General features: G+C 48.2%; 17 protein-coding genes. 10 read left to right on the forward strand and 7 right to left on the reverse strand.

Translation table 11 applies throughout. From position 1 onward, the window contains the following. The first annotated feature begins 17 nt into the window (after nt 1-17). From K300_RS0101300 to K300_RS0101320, 5 genes are all read left to right on the forward strand, one after another. A complete protein-coding gene (locus K300_RS0101300; RefSeq protein WP_022849855.1) occupies nt 18-833 on the forward strand; it encodes an aspartate-semialdehyde dehydrogenase in 816 nt (271 codons plus the stop codon). A gap of 3 nt (nt 834-836) precedes the next feature. Then, on the forward strand, nt 837-2,024 hold the full coding sequence (locus K300_RS0101305; protein WP_022849856.1) for a cysteine desulfurase family protein: 1,188 nt from the start codon (nt 837-839) through the stop codon (nt 2,022-2,024). A 9-nt stretch (nt 2,025-2,033) separates the two neighbouring features. Beyond that, entirely contained in the window at nt 2,034-2,483 is a 450-nt protein-coding gene (nifU, locus tag K300_RS0101310; protein ID WP_022849857.1) for a Fe-S cluster assembly scaffold protein NifU, read from the forward strand. After that, nucleotides 2,484-2,711: a NifU family protein gene (locus K300_RS0101315; protein WP_022849858.1), complete on the forward strand. Its 228-nt coding sequence runs from the start codon at nt 2,484-2,486 to the stop codon at nt 2,709-2,711. A gap of 106 nt (nt 2,712-2,817) precedes the next feature. Then, nucleotides 2,818-4,716, forward strand: coding sequence for an AMP-dependent synthetase/ligase (locus K300_RS0101320; RefSeq protein WP_022849859.1), 1,899 nt, complete (start codon nt 2,818-2,820; stop codon nt 4,714-4,716). A 52-nt stretch (nt 4,717-4,768) separates the two neighbouring features. Here the strand turns inward: K300_RS0101320 and K300_RS0101325 are convergent, their stop codons facing one another. Together K300_RS0101325 and K300_RS0101330 are read right to left on the reverse strand one after the other, a co-directional pair. Then, a complete protein-coding gene (locus tag K300_RS0101325; protein WP_022849860.1) occupies nt 4,769-6,118 on the reverse strand; it encodes a 3-oxoacid CoA-transferase in 1,350 nt (449 codons plus the stop codon). Nucleotides 6,119-6,139: 21 nt separating this feature from the next. Further along, a complete protein-coding gene (locus K300_RS0101330; RefSeq protein WP_022849861.1) occupies nt 6,140-7,318 on the reverse strand; it encodes a thiolase family protein in 1,179 nt (392 codons plus the stop codon). A 189-nt stretch (nt 7,319-7,507) separates the two neighbouring features. Here K300_RS0101330 and K300_RS0101335 point away from each other — a divergent pair, with 189 nt between their 5' ends. The 3 genes from K300_RS0101335 (at nt 7,508) to K300_RS14145 (ending at nt 9,640) form a co-directional block, all read left to right on the forward strand. Next, nucleotides 7,508-7,957 carry a universal stress protein gene (locus K300_RS0101335; protein WP_022849862.1) on the forward strand — a complete coding sequence of 150 codons (450 nt, stop codon included), beginning with the start codon at nt 7,508-7,510 and terminating at the stop codon, nt 7,955-7,957. A 93-nt stretch (nt 7,958-8,050) separates the two neighbouring features. Continuing rightward, entirely contained in the window at nt 8,051-8,494 is a 444-nt protein-coding gene (locus K300_RS0101340) for a MarR family winged helix-turn-helix transcriptional regulator (RefSeq protein ID WP_022849863.1), read from the forward strand. A gap of 3 nt (nt 8,495-8,497) precedes the next feature. Further along, nucleotides 8,498-9,640 carry an MFS transporter gene (locus K300_RS14145; RefSeq protein ID WP_022849864.1) on the forward strand — a complete coding sequence of 381 codons (1,143 nt, stop codon included), beginning with the start codon at nt 8,498-8,500 and terminating at the stop codon, nt 9,638-9,640. 1,104 nt (nt 9,641-10,744) lie between these two features. On the opposite strand, the gene K300_RS14150 is transcribed toward K300_RS14145, so the two are convergent. The 4 genes from K300_RS14150 to K300_RS0101365 form a co-directional block, all read right to left on the reverse strand. Next, the gene (locus tag K300_RS14150) at nt 10,745-11,710 is read right to left on the reverse strand and encodes an IS30 family transposase (RefSeq protein ID WP_022849865.1); all 966 of its coding nucleotides are present in this window, start codon (nt 11,708-11,710) and stop codon (nt 10,745-10,747) included. A gap of 272 nt (nt 11,711-11,982) precedes the next feature. After that, nucleotides 11,983-13,272 carry a pyridoxal phosphate-dependent aminotransferase gene (locus tag K300_RS0101355; protein ID WP_022849866.1) on the reverse strand — a complete coding sequence of 430 codons (1,290 nt, stop codon included), beginning with the start codon at nt 13,270-13,272 and terminating at the stop codon, nt 11,983-11,985. Between the two features lie 103 nt (nt 13,273-13,375). Beyond that, entirely contained in the window at nt 13,376-15,445 is a 2,070-nt protein-coding gene (locus K300_RS0101360) for a TRAP transporter permease (RefSeq protein ID WP_022849867.1), read from the reverse strand. 66 nt (nt 15,446-15,511) lie between these two features. After that, nucleotides 15,512-16,504, reverse strand: a complete 993-nt coding sequence (locus K300_RS0101365; protein WP_022849868.1) for a TAXI family TRAP transporter solute-binding subunit — start codon at nt 16,502-16,504, stop codon at nt 15,512-15,514. A 571-nt stretch (nt 16,505-17,075) separates the two neighbouring features. Between K300_RS0101365 and K300_RS0101370 the strand changes: the two genes are divergently transcribed. Together K300_RS0101370 and mtnA are read left to right on the forward strand one after the other, a co-directional pair. Further along, nucleotides 17,076-17,435 carry a PilZ domain-containing protein gene (locus K300_RS0101370; protein ID WP_022849869.1) on the forward strand — a complete coding sequence of 120 codons (360 nt, stop codon included), beginning with the start codon at nt 17,076-17,078 and terminating at the stop codon, nt 17,433-17,435. A gap of 46 nt (nt 17,436-17,481) precedes the next feature. Further along, nucleotides 17,482-18,531, forward strand: a complete 1,050-nt coding sequence (mtnA, locus tag K300_RS0101375; protein WP_022849870.1) for an S-methyl-5-thioribose-1-phosphate isomerase — start codon at nt 17,482-17,484, stop codon at nt 18,529-18,531. On the opposite strand, the gene K300_RS0101380 is transcribed toward mtnA, so the two are convergent. After that, the gene (locus K300_RS0101380) at nt 18,528-18,938 is read right to left on the reverse strand and encodes a CBS domain-containing protein (protein WP_022849871.1); all 411 of its coding nucleotides are present in this window, start codon (nt 18,936-18,938) and stop codon (nt 18,528-18,530) included. The genes mtnA and K300_RS0101380 overlap by 4 nt on opposite strands. Nucleotides 18,939-18,956 lie beyond the last annotated feature (18 nt).

Here is an 18,956-nt window from a genome sequence, read left to right on the forward strand (position 1 = left end):
CATTTACGGTGTGAATTATGACAGATTTCTCAGTGGCGGTTTTCGCCAATGATTCCTTATTGCTCGGGGAGGTTCTTGACAAGCTTGAGGACGAATTCCCCCTTTTCAGGTACACGGTGTACAGTATGCCGGAGTATCTCCCCCTTATCGCTTCGGACAGGCCGGAGATCTCTGCCAAGAGCATAGATGAGCTTTCCGATGAGGATATAATGGTTGTTCTCAGCGACCCCGGCTCAGCCAAGAAGACGATAGCTAAACTGGATGCCTCCATCGTTGATTTCACAGGGATCTTCGATGGCGATGACGACGATGTTTATATAATACGTGAGCCACTGCAGTATGTCGCCTACCACGTTAAGGGTGACAGGCGCTCCGCTTTTATGAGCGTGTCCCTTCCGGCGGCGGCCTTCGGCAAGAACGGCATAGATGATCTTCTCAGCCAGACAAGGGAGCTCTTCTCCTTCACCCAGCATAAGTCGAAGGTGTTTGATGAAAGGCTCGCCTTCAACGTTATAGTTGATCCGGGTCAAGGCAAAGGGCTTTTATCCGGTTATGTTAAGAGCATGAGCGAGAGAACGGGGATGTACGTTGATGCGAGAATACTCCCCGTATCCACCATTTTCATGGCGGATCTTGTCACTGTTGGAGAGAGCTACTTTGAGCCCGGTGAGGATTTTTACCAGTTTAAGGGTGAAAGCATTGCCGAGGCGGCAGAAAGCGAAGGCATCGGTATGATTAAAACAGCCGAAGGGAAGGTTACCCTTATCGGCGATTACATTAAAGTTGTGGCGGTTCAGGCCGCTGCAGGTGTGAAAGAAGCTACAGGAGTTTAGATTATGGCATTCCTGGACAATGCAGCCGGAACCAGGCCGGACGAAAGAGTTGTTGAAAAGATGCTCCCCTTTATTAAGGAGCAGTACGGTAACCCGAGTGCACATTTCTACCCCCTCGGCAGGGAATCCTTTGAGGCTGTGGCACTTGCAAGACAGCAGGTGGCGGAGTTTCTTGGCGCTAAGGAGGATGAGATTGTCTTTACCTCCTGCGGCACGGAGTCGAATAACCTCGCTCTTAAGGGTGCGCTTAATCATCCCTCCCGCAAGGACAAGAAGCATGTAGTTATCAGCGAGGTGGAGCATTTCTCCATCCAAAACCCCCTTATAGACTATCTCAACAAGGGGTATGAGATAACCAAGCTTAAGGTGGATGAAACGGGTCTTATCAACATCGAAGAACTTAAAAGCGTTATCCGTGAGGACACCGCACTCGTATCTATCATGTTCGGCAATCCCGAGATCGGTACGATGCAGTACAGTGATGAGATCGGCAAGGTATGCCGTGAGAAAGGTGTTCTCTATCATATAGATGCTGTTGACGGAGCGGGTCATGTTAAGATCGATGTAAACGAGCTTAACTGCGATCTCCTCAGCATAGCGGCCCAGAACTTCTACGGTCCCAGAGGTGCGGCCGCCCTGTATGTACGTGAAGGTGTCAAGCTTGTCTCAGTCCTTCAAGGCGGGCATCAGGAGAACGGTCTCAGAAGCGGTTCGGAGAACGTCGCCGCCATCGTAGGGATGGGGGAAGCCGCCCGCATCGCCAGAGAAGAGATGGATGACTACGTTCCAGAGATGAAAAGGCTCCAGAAGAAGCTCTGGGAAGCACTTTCAAATATGTTTGACTTTTTACACTTTACAGGGCATCCTGACCGGAGACTTCCGGGGCATGTGAGCTTCTGGATTGAGTATATAGAGGGTGAATCACTGCTTATGTGGCTCTCCCTTAAAGGTATATATGCGGCGAGCGGTTCCGCCTGCTCCTCCAATATCCTCGCTGAGGATGAGGAGGATTTGGTGGCCTCACCCGTGCTTACAGCGGTGGGCGTACCGGATGATGTTTGCGCCGGCTCCATAACCTTCACCATGTCGAAGTATACGACAGAGGAAGAGGTGGATAAGGTTATCGATGAACTCCCCGGCATCGTAAAGAAGCTTTGCGAGATGTCGCCCGCTTACAACAGGAATGATTAGGAGGACACTATGTCTAAAGGACCATATAGCGAAAAGGTAATGGATCATTTCATGAACCCCAGAAACATGGGGGAGATAGAATCTGCTAACGCTGTGGGCGAGGTGGGAAACCCCGCATGCGGCGATGTTATGAAGATATTCCTTGATATCGACGATGACGGTATCGTAACAGAGGTTAAGTTCAAGACCTTCGGTTGCGGTGCGGCTATCGCATCCAGCTCAATGGCAACCGAGCTTATCAAGGGTAAAAGGGTGGAAGAGGTTCTCGCCCTTACAAACCAGTCCATCGTGGAATCACTCGGCGGTCTTCCCCCTGCGAAGATACACTGCTCCGTTATGGCGGAAGAGGCTATTGAGGCTGCACTTAAGGACTACTATGAAAGAAAAGGCGAAGACCCTTCAATCGTAGATAAAATGAAGGAAAATATAAAGAAGGATAATCCCGAGGGAGGAAACTAAATGACACTTCAAGAAAAAGTTGCTGAAGTTCTTGAGCAGGTTAGACCCGCTCTTCAGGCTGACGGCGGAGATATTGATCTTCTCGGCGTTACAGATGACGGCATCGTTAAGGTCCAGCTTACAGGCGCATGCGGAAGCTGCCCCTTTAGCACCATGACCCTTAAGCACGCCGTTGAGGGAAGGATCAAAGAGCAGATCCCTGAAATTAAAGAAGTTCAGTCTATATAATCTTCAACGAAAAGGAGCCTTCGGGCTCCTTTTTTTCTTCCCATTCTCATCGAAAAACACTATAATTCGCCTCCTATGAGTCAAAAATAATCAAGGTGTGATATAGATGTCTGCCACCAGCGTATTTGATGCATTTCTTAAGTCAGTTGATAAAAACAAGGACAACACAGCCTTCGTATACCGCTCAGCCGAAGGGGAACACAGGGTCAGCTACGAGAAGCTTTTCTATGATGTGCTGATACTCTCTAAAGCGTTCGAGGATAAGAAGATGAAGAAGGGCTCCAAGGTCCTTCTGCTTTCGGATAACCGCTACGCATGGATCGTTACCGATCTCGCCCTTGTATCCCTCGGAGCTGTGAGCGTGCCGAGGGGGAGCGATACACCGACCCAGGAGCTTGAGTACATCGTTGAGCATTCTGAATGCGAATACCTTATCTTTGAGACCGAAAAACTCTACGAGATGCACAAGGATGCTGTTGTTTCCGGCAACAAGGAAATTAAGTCGATCTTTATCATCGAGTCCGAGAAGGCTCATAAGCTCTTTACAAAGGTTTACGCCTATAACGATATCCTAACAGAACGGGGGATAAGCGATCAGGATATTGAGCACTTCCGTTCCAAAAGGGAGGAGCTTACCGTTGATGATGTTTTCACTCTCATCTACACCTCCGGAACAACAGGAACGCCCAAGGGTGTTATCCTGACCCACAAGAACTTTCTGTATAATATTGAGAATCTGCCGGAGATAATCGATCTTCGCTCCGATGATATCTGGCTCTCCATCCTGCCCACGTGGCACATCTTTGAGAGAGCGGCGGAATATCTGGCCTTAACCGGCGGATGTTGTACGGTTTACTCCACTATAAAAACATTCTCCCAGGACTTGGAGCAGTACAGACCAACAATCGTAGCAACGGTGCCCCGCCTCTGGGAATCGCTGTATATAAAGGTGAACAACGCCATCGAGAAGCAGGGTGAAAAGAAGAAGCGTATCTTTGATACCCTGGTAAACGTCTCTTCCACATACAAGAGGAACTCAAGGCTTCTTAAAAACCATCTCCCCGTATTTGAGGAGAAGGGTGCGTTTGAACGTTTTAAGGAAAGGCTCAAGGCACGTTTCACCCTCATGGGTCTGTATTTACCTAATAAGCTTGCCTCAAAGAAGCTCTCCGCCGTTCAGGACAAGTTCGGCGGGAGGATGCGTCTTGCCATCAGCGGCGGTGGAAGTCTCCCCCCATACCTTGATGAGTGGATCGATGCCCTTGGCATCAGGATTATCAACGCATACGGGATGACAGAGTGCGCACCTGCCATTGCAGGGCGTGCGCTTAACTGTGAGGTATTCGGAACCCTCGGACCCCCTGTGCACGATACCCAGCTTCGTATTGTGGACGAGGAAGGGAACACCCTCCCGAATGGTGAAGAGGGTGAGATACAGGTTAAGGGTGATCAGGTTTTCCCCGGCTACTACAACAACGATGAGGAGAACGAGAAGTCCTTTACTGAGGATGGCTATTTCCGTACGGGTGATCTGGGTAAGCTCACTCTTACAGGGGAGCTTGTTATTACCGGGCGCATCAAGGAGATTATCGTCCTTGCGAGCGGAGAGAATATCGACCCAAGCCGTATCGAATCCACAATTACGAAGCTACCGTTTATAAAGGATGCCGTACTTGTGGGGCAGGATAGAAAGGGTCTCGGCGCACTTGTTATCCCCGATATGGAGAAGATAAAGGAGCACTTCTCATCCATAGGCGAGTTTAAGAATGATATGACCGAAAGCCTCAGGGATGCGCACCTTATAGAGGCCGCTAAGCGTGAGATGAATAAGTTGCTGCACCCGAAGAAGGGCTTTAAACCCTACGAGAAGATACAGAGCATCCTTTTCCTTGAGAAGGACTTTGAGCAGGGGGAAGAGCTTACCAACACCCTGAAGAAGAAACGACACGCCATAGAAAAGAAATACTCCCAGAAGATACAGAACCTGTTTAAAAAGGATAAATAAAAAAAGGGGAGCCTCAGCTCCCCTTTACGCTATCCTGCTGTCTATGAAAAAATCAAACTGCAATAGTTACTTCGCAGCCTGTTTTCTCCTTAACTTCCTCAACGCTGGACCAGGGTGAAAGCTCTACAAGGGTAATACCCTTCTCAGCATCCACGGTGAACACGCCGAGATCGGTAACGATCATGTCAACGCAGTTCTTTCCTGTTACAGGGAGGTCGCATTCGTTGAGTATCTTGGGATCGCCGTTCTTGGAGGTGTGCTCCATCATAACGATGATCTTCTTAACGCCGGAAACGAGGTCCATGGCGCCTCCGGGTCCCTTAACCATCTTGCCGGGGATCATCCAGTTTGCAAGGTCACCGAAGCGGGAAACCTGCATGCCGCCGAGTACGGAAAGGTCGATGTGACCGCCTCTTACCATACCGAAGGATTCGGATGAATCGAAGTAGCTTGCACCCTTAACGGCTGTGATCGTCTGCTTGCCGGCGTTGATGAGGTCTGCATCGAGGTTGTCCTCAGTGGGGAAGGGTCCGATGCCGAGAAGACCGTTTTCCGCATGGAGTGTTACGTCAATATCTTCGGGAACGTAGTTTGCGATGAGCGTGGGCATTCCGATACCGAGGTTCATGTAGTAACCGTCCTCGATCTCTTTTGCGATGCGCTTGGCCATCCACTCACGTTTCTCGTTGAATCCCTTAACGGTGGTTGAGCCTGCGACGGTCTTCTGCTCGATGGGCTTTTCGTAGCTGGGGCCTTTGATAACCCTGTCTACATATATGCCGGGTGTGTGGACATCGTGGGGATCGATCTCGCCCACTTCCACAAATTCCTCAACCTCGGCAACGGTCACCTTAGCGGCCTTTGCGCACATAGGGTTGAAGTTCTGAGCGGTTTTGCGGTAGATGAGGTTACCCTTCTTATCCGCCTTCCATGCCTTAACGAGGGCAACATCAACGGTGATGCTCTCTTCCATAACATACTCTCTGTCGCCGAACGTACGAACCTCTTTACCTTCTGTGAGGTTGGTTCCGTATCCTGTTCTGGTGAAGAAAGCGGGGATGCCTGCGCCGCCTGCACGAAGCTTTTCGGCAAGTGTTCCCTGTGGTGTTAGCTCAAGCTCAAGCTCACCGTCAAGGAACTGCTTTTCGAAGGTTGCGTTCTCACCCACGTACGAGGAGATCATCTTCTTCGTCTGGCGTGTTTTGAGCAGAAGGCCGAGACCGAAATCATCAACGCCTGCGTTGTTAGACACGATTGTAAAGCCTTTTTTGCCCGTTTCAACGAGGGCGTTGATAAGGTTCTCAGGGATGCCGCAGAGGCCGAATCCGCCTGCAGCGAGGGTAATGTTGTCGTCAATAAGTCCTTCGAGTGCTGATTTAGCATCGGGATAGATCTTGTTCATAGTGTATTACTCCGAAGTAAGTTATTTAACGTTCTCAAATATCATCGCAACACCTTCACCGCCGCCGATGCAGAGTGTTGCCAGTCCGTATTTAAGGTCCTTTGCCTTCATTTCTCTGATAACAGTTGCAGCAATCCTGCCGCCGCTTGAGCCGACGGGGTGACCGATTGAAACAGCGCCGCCGTTCACGTTCACCTTCTCAGGATCAAGTCCGAGATCGTTTATCGCCATAAGCGGAACAGCTGCGAAGGCCTCGTTTATCTCGTAGAGATCTATATCGTCATAGGTAAGACCAGCCTGTTTAACAGCCTTTTCAATGGCGCCCACGGGTGCTTCGGGGAAGCGGTCCGGATGGATCGAGTTTGTGGCATAGGAAACAACCTTTGCCTTGGGCTTAAGGTTGTATTTCTTGACAGCCTCCTCGGAGGCGAGCAGGAGTATAGCGGCGCCATCGCTGATAGTGGATGCGTTTGCCGCTGTTATGGTTCCGTCTTTCGCAAATACGGGGCGAAGCTGGGGAACCTTTTCGAATTTAACATTAAAGGGTTCTTCGTCCTTATCCACAACGGTGTCACCCTTCTTGCCGGAGATAGTGTAGGGAACTATCTCATCATCGAAGATCCCTTCCTCAACTGCTTTCTGTGAGAGCTTATAGGAGCGCAGAGCGTATTCGTCCTGCTCCTCACGGGTGATCTTCCTGTCTTCGATAACTTTTTCTGTAATCTCGCCCATGAGCTTGCCTGTGTAGGGATCGCCCAGTGCGTCATGGATCATGAGATCCAGCATGGGAGCATTCCCCATCCGATAGCCAAACCTTGCCTTATCAAGGGCATAGGGTGCTTTTGACATGTTTTCCATACCGCCGGTTACAGCTATCTCTGCCTCGCCGAGCATAATTTGACCTGCACCGAGCATGGCAGACTTAAGACCGCTTCCACATACCTTGTTAATGGTCATGGCATGGGCGGAATCTGGGATTCCTGCCCCTCTCATAGCCTGCCTTGCGGGAGCCTGTCCCGCTCCGCCGAGGATAACCTGGCCAATGATAACCTCATCCACAGCCTCACCAGGAAGACCAGTACGCTTGAGGATCTCAGCCATAACAGCGGATGCGAGCTTGGGTGCGGATTCGCCTGCAAGAACACCACCGTATGAACCAAATGGCGTTCTCAGAGCTTCAACCACATAAACGCTTTTCATAAACCACCTCTGACTTTATAATAATAGCTTCAATAAATAAACACCCTACAGAATAGTACAAGGTATGACCTTTTGTCCAGCATCTTTCATGGACATTGAAACGTTGTTTTTGTTATAATTCTCTTAAATAAGAAAAAGCGGACTTACCATTTTTTTCAAGGTATTTTCCGAGATATAAGGGGGATGGACATGGACTACAATAGCCTGCTCGTCATGGCGGATTTCTCACCCGATTCAGACGAGGCTGTGGACACTGCGGCTAAGCTTGCCGCAAAGTTTGGTGCTAAGCTTAAGGTGCTTCATATAGCCCATGACGAGTCGCATATGGAGCTATATGTAAATGAAGATGAGTATTCTAACATACGCAAAAGGATAGATGAAGAGATAGAAGCTGGTTTTACAGCCCTCGAGGAAAGGATACCATCCCTTAAAGAGGTAGACTGGGAATCAGCCATAAGAAGGGGTACACCGTACATAGAAGGACTCTTTGAGATAGAAGAGGGGGGATATGACCTCCTTGTGATAGGTTCCCACGGAGACAGGGGGATGAAACGCTTCCTGTACGGAAGTACGGCGGAGAAGATGCTTCGGAACTCCCCCATAAGTGTCCACGTAACAAAACTCCCGAAGGATGAATAATTAATGTCAAAGGCTTCCAGTTACAAGAAGCCTTTTTTTTTGATTTAATAATTATATTGTTGCTCATACAACTGTTCTGTGTATAATTCTTATATGGAAAAGATAGAACCCTCACGCTCCATCGGAAGATGGGTAGGCTTAATTCACAGGTATTCCCAGGCATACTATGTCCGGGAGATGGAAAGGCTCGGTATCGGTTCCGGGCAGGCTGTTTATCTTGCTGAGCTTTCTCATATGGGGGGCCTCTCCCAGGATGAGCTGGCCAAGCACCTTATGCTTGATAAAACAACGATAACACGCTCCCTCGCAAAGCTTGAATCCCTTGGATATATTGAGCGCAAGGCGGATAAGGAGGACAGGCGTATTAAGCGTGTCTACCTTTCGGAGGAGGGGGAGCAGATACTTCCGCAGGTCATGGAGGTTCTCCACGGCTGGACGGAGATTCTCGCTGAAAGCCTCTCCCCGGACGAACGGGACGAGCTGATCAGGCTTCTGCACAAGGTTGGGGAGAGTGCGAAAAATGAGCATAAGAGATAGTTAATGCTTAAACTGACCCTTCTTTCTCTGTCACTGCTTACAATCATGGCAGGAGCTGCCGTTGCCCCTGCAATTGCTAATATTGCCGCTGCGTTTCCCGATGCATCGGAGACCACGGTAAAGCTTGTGCTTACCATTCCCGCAGTGTTCATTATTCCTTTTTCACTCTTTTCAGGCAGATTGAGCAGACGTTTTTCGAAGAAGTGGATGCTGATAGTGAGCCTGTCCTTGTATGCCATTGGCGGTGTTGGCGGCGGCTTTGCCCAGTCCATCCATGTACTTCATTTCTTCAGGAGCCTTCTGGGTATCGCTGTGGGACTTCTCATGCCCCTTTCCACAGGGCTCATCGGTGATTTCTTTGATGGCGATGAAAAGGCACAGATGCTCGGAAACTCAGCCGCCGCATCAAACCTGGGCGGGGTATTGGCTACATTCAGCGCAGGCTTTCTGGCTATGATAAGCTGGAGGCATTCCTTCGGTGTATACGGGCTTTCCATTGTTATACTTATCCTTGTCATCCTGTTTCTCCATGAACCACCGAAGGTTGAGACCGGGCAGAGGCAGAAAGAGCGTATCCCTGTTAAGGTCTATCTATGGGCGGTAGCAGCATTCGGCCAGATGCTCGCTTTTTATACTATACCTACTAATATTTCGATATATATGTCGGAAAACGGATTCGGTAATGCATCCATAACGGGTTTCCTCATATCCTTTGCACTCTTTTCGGCTTTTATAGCGAGTATGCTTTTTAAGAAGATATTTTGGAAATTCGGCAGATTCTTTGCGCCGTTCATTCTGATAATAATGGTAACCGGTGTCTATGGGCTAACATTTGCTCCGGCGGTATACTATGTATTTTTGTCCGTGATATTCACCGGAACAGGGATGGGGCTGACGATGCCTTTCATATATCTGAATGCTCAGAACGCCGCCGGAAAAGGGCGAAGCGTTACGGCTATGTCACTAGTAACATGTATGCTGTTTCTGGGACAGTTCCTTTCACCCATAGCAGTGGACTTTATCGGAAGTTTTACAGGGCTTACTACACCAAGGGAGAGTTTTTTCCTCGTGGGCACTGCGATTCTGTGTCTTTTTATCATAGCGATTTTCAGGGCATTAATTATGCCGAAAAGAAGCAACGCCTGATGATAGCTTTGCATATTTTCTAAAAAGTATGTGGCGCATAAGCGCAAGACATAGGGGTTAGAAACTTATTTCGAATATTAGTATGAAAGCAAAAGATTGCAGGGAACTTTTTCGGGAACAAAGTTCCCCGCACCCCTCAAAAACTCCTTTATCTATCTGAATAATTTTCCATCCATGGAAATTATTCTGCCGTTCGAAGAAAGAGACTTCCTTCTCACTTACGCAAGCGAGCTTTCGTCCATGAAAGCTTATGCTAATCATACATTTGAGGTTGTTACGTAACAGGCTTCCATGGATGGAAGCCCTGAAAGCGAAGCTGAATTGGGCTTTGCTCAATTCACGTAGTCGGAAGTAAGCGGAGCGAAGGCTTTGCCAAGTGTAGCGGCAGGGAAATTCTCAGGATGATGAATTTCCCAGATAAATTAAGACTAAGGGGAAATTTTTAGGGAAAACTTTCCCCTTAGAATCCCCTCAAAAACCCATTTTGAGGGAAATATTAAGGTTGCTACTCAACAGGCTTCCAGGGATGGAAGCCCTGAAGGCGAAAGGAAGAACAGCTTTGCTGGTCTGACGTAGCCGGAAGTACGAGAGAGTGGGGTTCCCCCGCTCGAACAACAATGGAATTTCCATGGATGGGAAATTCCATAGATTAAATTCGGTAGCTATAACGTTTACACTAAAGAGAAAACAACGTGAGACGTGAAGCGGTTTTTAGTTAAACAGGTGACTAGTAGCCAATATTCTGTTTAGCTAATAACCCTCTTAATCTTCCCCGAATGTTTTACAGCCGAATGAACTCTTTTGGAACCGCCCGGAAGTTTTGGCCGCATATGACAGATGAGTTAATATTAAATGTCGAACACTTTAATGTATGAAGTGCGGTTACACTCCTCAGCATCAGCAAAACTTCAGGTGGAAAAAGAGCGAAATGAGGGTACCCCCATCACTTACGAATTTATGATAATAAATGAGTAATAATGGGGGCTGGAAAACCCTGAGGTAATAGTTTTGCATACTTTTGCGCCAAAAGTATGGCGTGCTTTAGCACGAAACACATAAATAAGTGACTTATTTCTAATTTAAGTATGAAAGCAAAACCTGAATTCAACTAGCAAGTGCAACGGGGTCTATAGAGAATAGTATCTGGTTAGGAGTTTTATATCCAGTTGCTTTTCTTGGTCTGTTGTTTAGTTTCTGCATAATATTCTGAATCTCTATATCATCAACACTTTCAAGCATCCTACTCTTTGGTACATACTGCCTAATGAGTCCGTTTGTATTTTCGTTTATTCCGCGTTCCCACGAAGCATATGGATGAGCAAAGTAGAATTCAGCCCCTAGTATCTCAGATATTTCGGCATGTCCTGCAAACTCTTTCCCGTTATCGGAAGTGATTGTATGGACTAGGTGTGATATCGGTTTCAACATTTCTATAACCGCTTTTGTCACCAGTACAGCAGTCTTTCTTTCTACCTTGCGTATAAGTGTCAGATAAGACTTCCGCTCAATAAGAGAAACAATCGCCTGCTTGTTCCCTTTTCCTATAACTGTATCCACTTCCCAGTCTCCGAATCTCGCTTTCTCTTCTACAATACTTGGACGCTGCTCAATGCTTAACTTGCCATGTATCTCTCCTCTGCGTTCATAAACACCATATCGCTTCCTGCGTTTTCTTCGGCAACGCAGGTGAGTATAAAGTGTTCCACCATGACTTTTATCTTCAAGAATGTGCTGGTAGATACGCTCATGACTTACGTTTATTCCATAATTTTGATTTAGCCAATTGCTCACCTGCTCAGGGCTCCAGTCTTCACGCAGAAGACGTTCAACAAAATACCATTCAGTTTGTGCAATCCGTCTTGGGACCTTGTCCATTCTTCGTTCAATAGCTTTGCGATGAGCTTGCTTTGGGCGATAACCACGACCTCCTGTGTTTCTGCGTAACTCTCGGCTGATGGTAGATTTATGTACTTTAAGCAAATCAGCTATGTCCGTCTGAGAATGTCCGGTTTTCCTCAGCACATAAATCTGGTACCTTTGTTCACGGGTCAGGTGTGTATAGTTCTTCATTCGGTGCTCCTTTGACGTGGTGGTTAAAGAGCTACGATGCTAACGCACCTGACCTCTTTTGACCACTACTTAAAAGTTGCACTTAATTATTGAATCCAGGAAAGATTGCAGGGGACTTTTTCGGGAACAAAGTTCCCCGCACCCCTCAAAAACTCCTTTATCTATCTGAATAATTTTCCATCCATGGAAATTTTTCTGCCGTTCGAAGAAAGAGACTTCCTTCTCACTTACACAAGCGAGCTTTCGTCCATGAAAGCTTATCCACATAACCCTTACCCTATCCAGTCACAGACCTTCTCGATCGCCTTAACAACGTTGCCGCAATAGGTTCTCAGGTATTCGCCGTTCAGCTCTTCCTCTGAGGGTATCTGTTCTGCAGCGGTTATTGCCCTTGCTCCATCGAAGTCCACATAGGCAAGCCTTACTGTGAGCTCCTTTTCCGGTCTGCCAAACTCGGAGCCGGGAAGCATAGCAACCCCTGCCTCATTAAGTATCGTTTCGCACAGTTCAGATGAAGTATAGATACCCTTCTTCTCAAGCTTTTCTCTGAGCGGCTCGAAGTCGGGGAACAGGTAAAAACCACCCATAGGTCTTTCCACGCCAACACCCTTTTCGATAAGCATATCGGCGCACCATGTTCCAAGAGCCTTTACGATACGGCGTGACTGCCAAAGGTAGTTCTCTATCGCAAGTCCACCTTTGAATGCGCTGACAGCAGCATACTGTATCGGTGCACTTGTGGCTGTATAGGTTTCACTAGCCACAACGGACATCTTATCCAGAAGCCAGCGAAGTGTTCTGGGTATGGCGAAGGTTCCAAGCCTCCATCCACCCGCACCGCACCATTTGCTGAGACCGCTGGAGATGATAGTCCCTTCGGGGTAGTAGCGTGCTATGGAGATATGCTTGCCTTCATGGTGGAGTTCACCGTAAATCTCATCGGAGAGGACTACGATCTTGTATTTTCTGGCGACCTCTGCCAAAGCCTCCAGTTGCTCGGGACCGTAGGTATAGCCTGTGGGGTTATTGGGGTAGTTAAGTATCAGGATCCTTGGTCTGCTGGGGTCTTTACTGCACTCCTTATCGATCTCTTCGGGGGTGATGAGCCATTTGTTACTCTCGGTGGTATCTATCCATTTCACCTGACGGCCGATAATCTGTGCCTGGGGTGCATAGGATACCCAGCTGGGTGTGGGGATCATAAGATCGCCGTAGTATACGAGCTGAACGATGAACATGAGCTCCTTCGAACCGGGGCCGATTATGATATCCTCGCCGGAATAATCCAGACCCTGAGTACGTCTATAGTAGTCCGCAACGGTGTTGCGAAGCTCCATAAGCCCCTTAACGGGGAGGTAGTCCTTCTGGTGGGCGTTTACCTTAAGCATATCCACAACGGGCTGGGGGACGGGGAAGGGGGATTGGCCGAGGCCAAGTTTATATACCTGACGCCCCTCCTTGAGCAGTTCGTTACTTCGTTCGTTTATGGCAAGTGTGGCAGAAACGGGGAGGCCTCTGACGTTAAGGTTAAGATGGATGTCCGGTTGTTGATTGGTATTCATGTCTTTCCTCATAGTTTAGTTAAGTTCTTAGATATTCCCAACAGCTTGATTAGTCAATAATCATGTAACTAAAAAGGGCGGGTGAACCACCCGCCCATATCAATTATGCTAACTGCGGTTCGCTCTTCATCCTGACCCTCTGGATAAGGTATACAAGAAGTATAATTGCGAGACCAACTGGGTACATATAGTATCTTTGGGAATCATCGAAGCCGAAGAAGTTTATATTCAGCTTGTTGAATATGCTTATCAGCGATCCCGGGTGGTAGAGGATGAGGGATGCAAAGAGGAGCAGAGGTATATCATACCATCTGTTCCTGATTATGAACCATCCCTGTACGGCGCTGGTGAAGGCAAAGGCTCCACCCACAGCCATAAGGAAGATCAATATACCCTGGGGCCAGCTGTATATGTTGTGCAGGATAAGGTCGGGGTTGAAAACGAACATGAAGGGGATGACCGCCGTTCTCATGTCGTATGCAAAACCCTGCAGACCTGTGGGGATCGGTTCCGAGTCCGCAATGGCCGCCGCCGCATAGGAGGCAAGCCCCACTGGTGGCGTATCATCCGCAAGGATACCGAAGTAGAAGCAGAAGAGGTGCGCCGCCATAAGGGGGACCATAAGGCCGTATAGCCCGCCTAGCTGTACGATGATTGGCGCTGTTAGCGATGCCATAACTATATACGTTGCCGTTGTGGGAAGACCCATACCGAGCATCAAACTGGCGATGGCTGTGATAAGCAGAAGGAGGAAAACGTTGCCCTGTGAGAGGGTTTCAACGATCATGGTGATCATTCCTCCGATACCCATGTTCACAATACCCACGATGATACCCGCAGAGGCCGTTGCCAGTGCAACGGAGACCATGTTACGGCTGCCTGCTATGAAGCCCTTGAATACTATAGCAAGTCCTGTCTTAAGAGCCTGTGCAACGTTTTTGTCACCGACGAGGAACTGTTTTCTAACCTCTTGTGCGAAGATGATCAGGATAAGAACGAGGATAGCGTTATAGGCTGCTTTTTCAGGCGAATGTCTCAGTACGACAAGCTCATAGACCAGCATGCCTATGGGGAGCAGATAGTGGAAACCGTTCTTTAGTGTGCCTTTGAAGCTGGGTACATCCTCCGGGGGGAGCCCCTTCATCCCGAGTTTGCTTGCTTCCAGGTGTGTAACGTAGAAGAGTGCAATATACGAGACAAATGCGGGAACTGCCGCCGCCTTAACAACCTGAATGTATGGGACGTTCACGTACTCTGCGATGATGAAAGCCGCTGCACCCATGATAGGGGGCATCAGCTGTCCATCGGTACTCGCCGCAACCTCGGTTGCCGCGGCCTTCTTAGCCGGATAGCCCACCTTTTTCATGAGAGGGATTGTGAAGGTTCCCGTTGTTACGATATTTGCGATACTGGAACCGGATACGAGGCCGGTGAATCCGCTCGATACGATGGCCGCCTTTGCTGGTCCTCCTTTGTATTTACCGAGGAGTGACAGCGCAAGGTCTATGAAGAATTTACCTGCTCCGGCCTTGTCCAGCATGGCGCCGAGTAGAACGAATAGGTAAACGATGGATGCGGATACACCGAGGGGTATTCCGTATATTCCTTCGGTAGAAAGGGATATCTGGTTCAGGTATTTAGTGAGCGAAACCCCTTTGAAGGCAAGGACGCCGGGCATATGAGGCCCTGCGAAGGCATAGGCTGTGAAAATAAGTGCGATTATCGTAAGAGCCGGCCCTATGGAGCGTCTTGTTGCTTCGAGGAGTAGAACTATCAATGCCAGACCTATGATGATGTCACGCTGAATCGGCATACCCTGACGCATGGCCAGACCTTCCCAGTCGAAAACGATATAGAGGGAGGCGAGTACGCCTGCGATGGCGAAAAGGTAATCTATCACAGGTATTTTGTCCAATGTCGATAAAAACTTAAGACCTTTACGTGGTCTTTTCAGTAGTGGTACGTTAAGAAAAAGCAGAGCTAAAGCGAAAGCGAGGTGGATTGCCCGTGTTTTTGTGCTGTCAAGAATTAGCCAGCTAGCAAGGGAAAGCTGGAATATTGCCCATGATGCTGCGATAACTCCAATTATCAGTTTCTCATGGTTGCGGAGCGACCTCAGTTCCCCCGATTCTTCCTTAAGAATCTCCTCTGCTGATTTAATCTTCCTGCTCATATCATCCCCTTAAAAAAATAGAGGGCCCCCATCGGAGCCCCCTTTCGTTGGATTAATTAAATAAGCTTACTTTATGAGGTCTTTGTTGACATACTCAACGAGACCGGATTCCTTGTAGTACTTAAGAGCACCGGGGTGTACGGGTGCGGACATACCGGCGAGCATGTCTTTCTTCGTAAGTACGGAGTAAGCGGGGTGGAGCTTCTTGAATTCTTCAAAGTTTTCGAAAACTTCTTTTGTGATAGCGTAAACAACATCATCGGAAACGTCTGCGGAGGTTACGAGGGTAGCCTTAACGCCGACACTCTCAACGTCTTTTTCGTTGATCGCTGTGGGGTAGTTCTTTATGTCGATTACAGACTTAGCGTAGTAGGGGTGCTTTGCGATAAGTTCATCAACGGGGGAGCCTACTATGGGGATAAGGGAAACCTTAATCCTGCCGGAAGTAGCTTCGCTGATATTACCGTTGGGGTGGCCCACTGTGTAGAAGAAAGCGTCGAGTCTTTCGTCCTGAAGGAGACCGGGAGCTTCAACAGCCTTAACATACTCTGCATCTACGCTTTCTTCTGAAAGACCGAAGGCGCCGAGAACGTCTTTAGAGTTCTGGAGCTGACCGGAACCGGGGTTACCGATATTTACTCTTTTGCCCTTGAGGCTTTTAACATCGGTTACTCCACTGTCTGCTGCAGCTATAAGAGTGATGGATTCGGGATGGATGGAGAATACAGAGCGAAGCTTCTCCTGAGCACCGCGGTTCTGCCACTCTGCAGTACCGTGAACAGCCTGATACTGTCTGTCGGACTGAGCGATACCGAACTCAAGGTCGCCGGTGAGAACTGCGTTGATGTTATAAACAGACCCGCCCGTTGATTCAACGGTGGCCTTGATTCCGTACTCTTTGGACTTCTTGTTGATGATACGGCTGATTGCACCGCCGGTGGGGTAATAAACGCCTGTAACGCCGCCTGTACCGATGGTTACGAATGTCCTTGCCTGAACAATAGGAGTTACGGCAAGAGCAAAAAGAAGTGCGAGTGTGATAATACCGATTCTTTTCATACGATCCTCCATAAAAAAATAATAATTTAAGCACAGTTAAAAGATACCGGATAAATCTGGAATCTGTCAATATTTTATTAATCTCTATAAATCATAGTTTTATCAATGATAAGTAAAATTTAAGCACTAGCTGATTAAAAAAAGATCAACGTGTGGTAAAAAATTCATAAGAATAATTACTTAAGACTGCCGATTGGTAGGGATATGTTGTTACGGACAGAGTTAACAATACTGGACGCAGGTTTAGCCCCACGAAACAATGCCCACGGCATCTTCGATAAGGTTGTTCGCTTCTTAGAATGATATTATATTCTAAACCCCCTTCCTTATTGTGTAAACTGAGATATAATATCAATAATAGCATATGACCCTTTATGCGGCACTGCCCGGAATATAGGCACTTAATGTCGCAGGACAAACAGAGGAATTGCTGGTATTATACTCATGAAGGATATACAAGGTGCGGTTTCCCGATACGCTGGAAAATTCCGATGCTATTGACAGTATGCGATATGCATATATCGTTTTACCAGCGGGTATGCTGAATAATATTTTTTTTAATGGAGTGATTTTGAGCCCTGACAAGGAAAGAAGAGACTCTGCACGTACGGAGATACGCATAGAGCTTTTTGTGAAAAAAGAGGACAGTGAGGAGATGTACACACCGATGAGGGCGGTTGATATATCTTCCAAAGGTCTTCGTTTGAGGGATAAGGGACTGCTCTCTCCGGGAATGAGGATCTCAGTTGCATCCTATGACAATATCGATGACGAGAGCAAGAGCAGTGCAGGGCGTGTGGCAAGGTTTGATACACTTGATATAGGCCCTATCTCAGGTCTCGTGGTTTGGGCGGATGGAGCCCATGCGGGTGTACTCCTGGAGGATTTATCCGCAGAATGCAGAGAAAAGATAGAGATGCTTACCATCTGATGATATAGTGTTCACTGATTTATAAATATCCACAGAGGTGATTTCCATGAGTGCCGAGGAACTGCCTAGAACCGTAACCTATGATGGCGGACGGTTATTCTTTCTCGACCAGACACTTCTCCCCATTGAGGTTAAACAGGAGGAGCAGACAGGTATTGAACAGGTCTACGACTCCATAAAAAGACTTAAAGTGCGGGGAGCTCCCGCCATAGGTATAGCTGGTGCGTACGGTCTTGTTGTATCTATGCGGGATAAAAAAGGATACTCCTTTGAAGACTTTATGGGCAAGCTTAGGGATAATGCAGAATATCTTAACAGCTCCCGCCCCACTGCTGTTAATCTCAGCTGGGCACTCAAAAGACTGGTTCGCTGTGCTGAGAGTGCAGGGGAGTCCAGCGGCGAAGATCTTTTCCGCCTTATTGAGAGGGAGGCTGTTTATATTCACGAGGAGGATAAGAGCATCTGCCGCTCCATAGGGGAGCATGGGGCAGGGCTTATCCGAAACGGTATGGGTGTTCTGACCCACTGCAACGCAGGCGCACTGGCGACCAGCGAGTTCGGTACGGCAACATCCCCGATGTATACAGCGCATTCCAACGGCATTAGCTTCCGTGTCTTTGCCGATGAGACACGTCCGCTTCTCCAGGGTGCAAGGTTGACATCGTGGGAGCTTCAGCAGGCTGGTCTTGATGTCACGCTTATAACGGATAATATGGCCGCCTTCATGATGAACAGCGGTGAGATTGATCTGGTTATCGTGGGAACCGACAGGGTTGCTGCAAACGGTGATGTGGCTAACAAGATAGGGACGCTGGGCGTTGCTGTTTTAGCGAAGCATTTTGGGATACCCTTCTATGTCGCCTGCCCTTCATCAACCATAGATATGGAAACGCCGGATGGTGAGTCCATTGTGATCGAAGAGCGCGGGGATGAGGAGGTTACAAGCTTCGGTGAGCGCAGGACAGCACCCGAGGGTGTAAAGGTTCGCAACCCCGCCTTTGATGTTACTCCGGCGGAGCTCATAACAGGGATAATAACCGAGAAGGGTATACTAAAGCCCCCCTTTAGCGAGGGGCTGAACAGAATGTTCGGCTAGTTTCCTGTATATGCTTTGAGGATATCCCCGAGGGATACGATCCCCACGAGCTTTCCGTTCTCAATAATCGGTACACGGTGTACGTATTTTTCGAGCATTATTGTTGCCGCTTCCTTAACCTCATCCTCAGGTGTGAGGGTGTAGAGGGGTTCGGACATAAGCATGCGTACGTGATGATCGGAGATTTCCTTAACATCGATCATCGGGATCGCCTCTGCATCGTTAAGAATATCGGGCAGAGCCTTCATTACATCTGTTTCACTAAAAACCCCGATAACCTTGCCGTTTGAATTAACTATAGGCAAACCGGATATGTTCTTGCTTCTGATCCTGAGGATAACCTGTTTTATGGTTTCCTCCGGCTTGGCTGTGACAACTCCGGTGGTCATAATCTCTTTGATCTTCACTTTGTTTCGCTCCTTTTC

Source organism: Limisalsivibrio acetivorans (assembly GCF_000421105.1).
Taxonomy (GTDB): Bacteria; Chrysiogenota; Deferribacteres; order Deferribacterales; family Geovibrionaceae; genus Limisalsivibrio; species Limisalsivibrio acetivorans.

Coding starts and splice junctions, on each gene's coding strand:
- K300_RS0101300 (WP_022849855.1), top strand. CDS start 18: ATGACAGATTTCTCAGTGGCGGTTTTCGCCAATGATTCCTTATTGCTC.
- K300_RS0101305 (WP_022849856.1), top strand. CDS start 837: ATGGCATTCCTGGACAATGCAGCCGGAACCAGGCCGGACGAAAGAGTT.
- nifU (WP_022849857.1), top strand. CDS start 2,034: ATGTCTAAAGGACCATATAGCGAAAAGGTAATGGATCATTTCATGAAC.
- K300_RS0101315 (WP_022849858.1), top strand. CDS start 2,484: ATGACACTTCAAGAAAAAGTTGCTGAAGTTCTTGAGCAGGTTAGACCC.
- K300_RS0101320 (WP_022849859.1), top strand. CDS start 2,818: ATGTCTGCCACCAGCGTATTTGATGCATTTCTTAAGTCAGTTGATAAA.
- K300_RS0101325 (WP_022849860.1), bottom strand. CDS start 6,118: ATGAACAAGATCTATCCCGATGCTAAATCAGCACTCGAAGGACTTATT.
- K300_RS0101330 (WP_022849861.1), bottom strand. CDS start 7,318: ATGAAAAGCGTTTATGTGGTTGAAGCTCTGAGAACGCCATTTGGTTCA.
- K300_RS0101335 (WP_022849862.1), top strand. CDS start 7,508: ATGGACTACAATAGCCTGCTCGTCATGGCGGATTTCTCACCCGATTCA.
- K300_RS0101340 (WP_022849863.1), top strand. CDS start 8,051: ATGGAAAAGATAGAACCCTCACGCTCCATCGGAAGATGGGTAGGCTTA.
- K300_RS14145 (WP_022849864.1), top strand. CDS start 8,498: ATGCTTAAACTGACCCTTCTTTCTCTGTCACTGCTTACAATCATGGCA.
- K300_RS14150 (WP_022849865.1), bottom strand. CDS start 11,710: ATGAAGAACTATACACACCTGACCCGTGAACAAAGGTACCAGATTTAT.
- K300_RS0101355 (WP_022849866.1), bottom strand. CDS start 13,272: ATGAATACCAATCAACAACCGGACATCCATCTTAACCTTAACGTCAGA.
- K300_RS0101360 (WP_022849867.1), bottom strand. CDS start 15,445: ATGAGCAGGAAGATTAAATCAGCAGAGGAGATTCTTAAGGAAGAATCG.
- K300_RS0101365 (WP_022849868.1), bottom strand. CDS start 16,504: ATGAAAAGAATCGGTATTATCACACTCGCACTTCTTTTTGCTCTTGCC.
- mtnA (WP_022849870.1), top strand. CDS start 17,482: ATGAGTGCCGAGGAACTGCCTAGAACCGTAACCTATGATGGCGGACGG.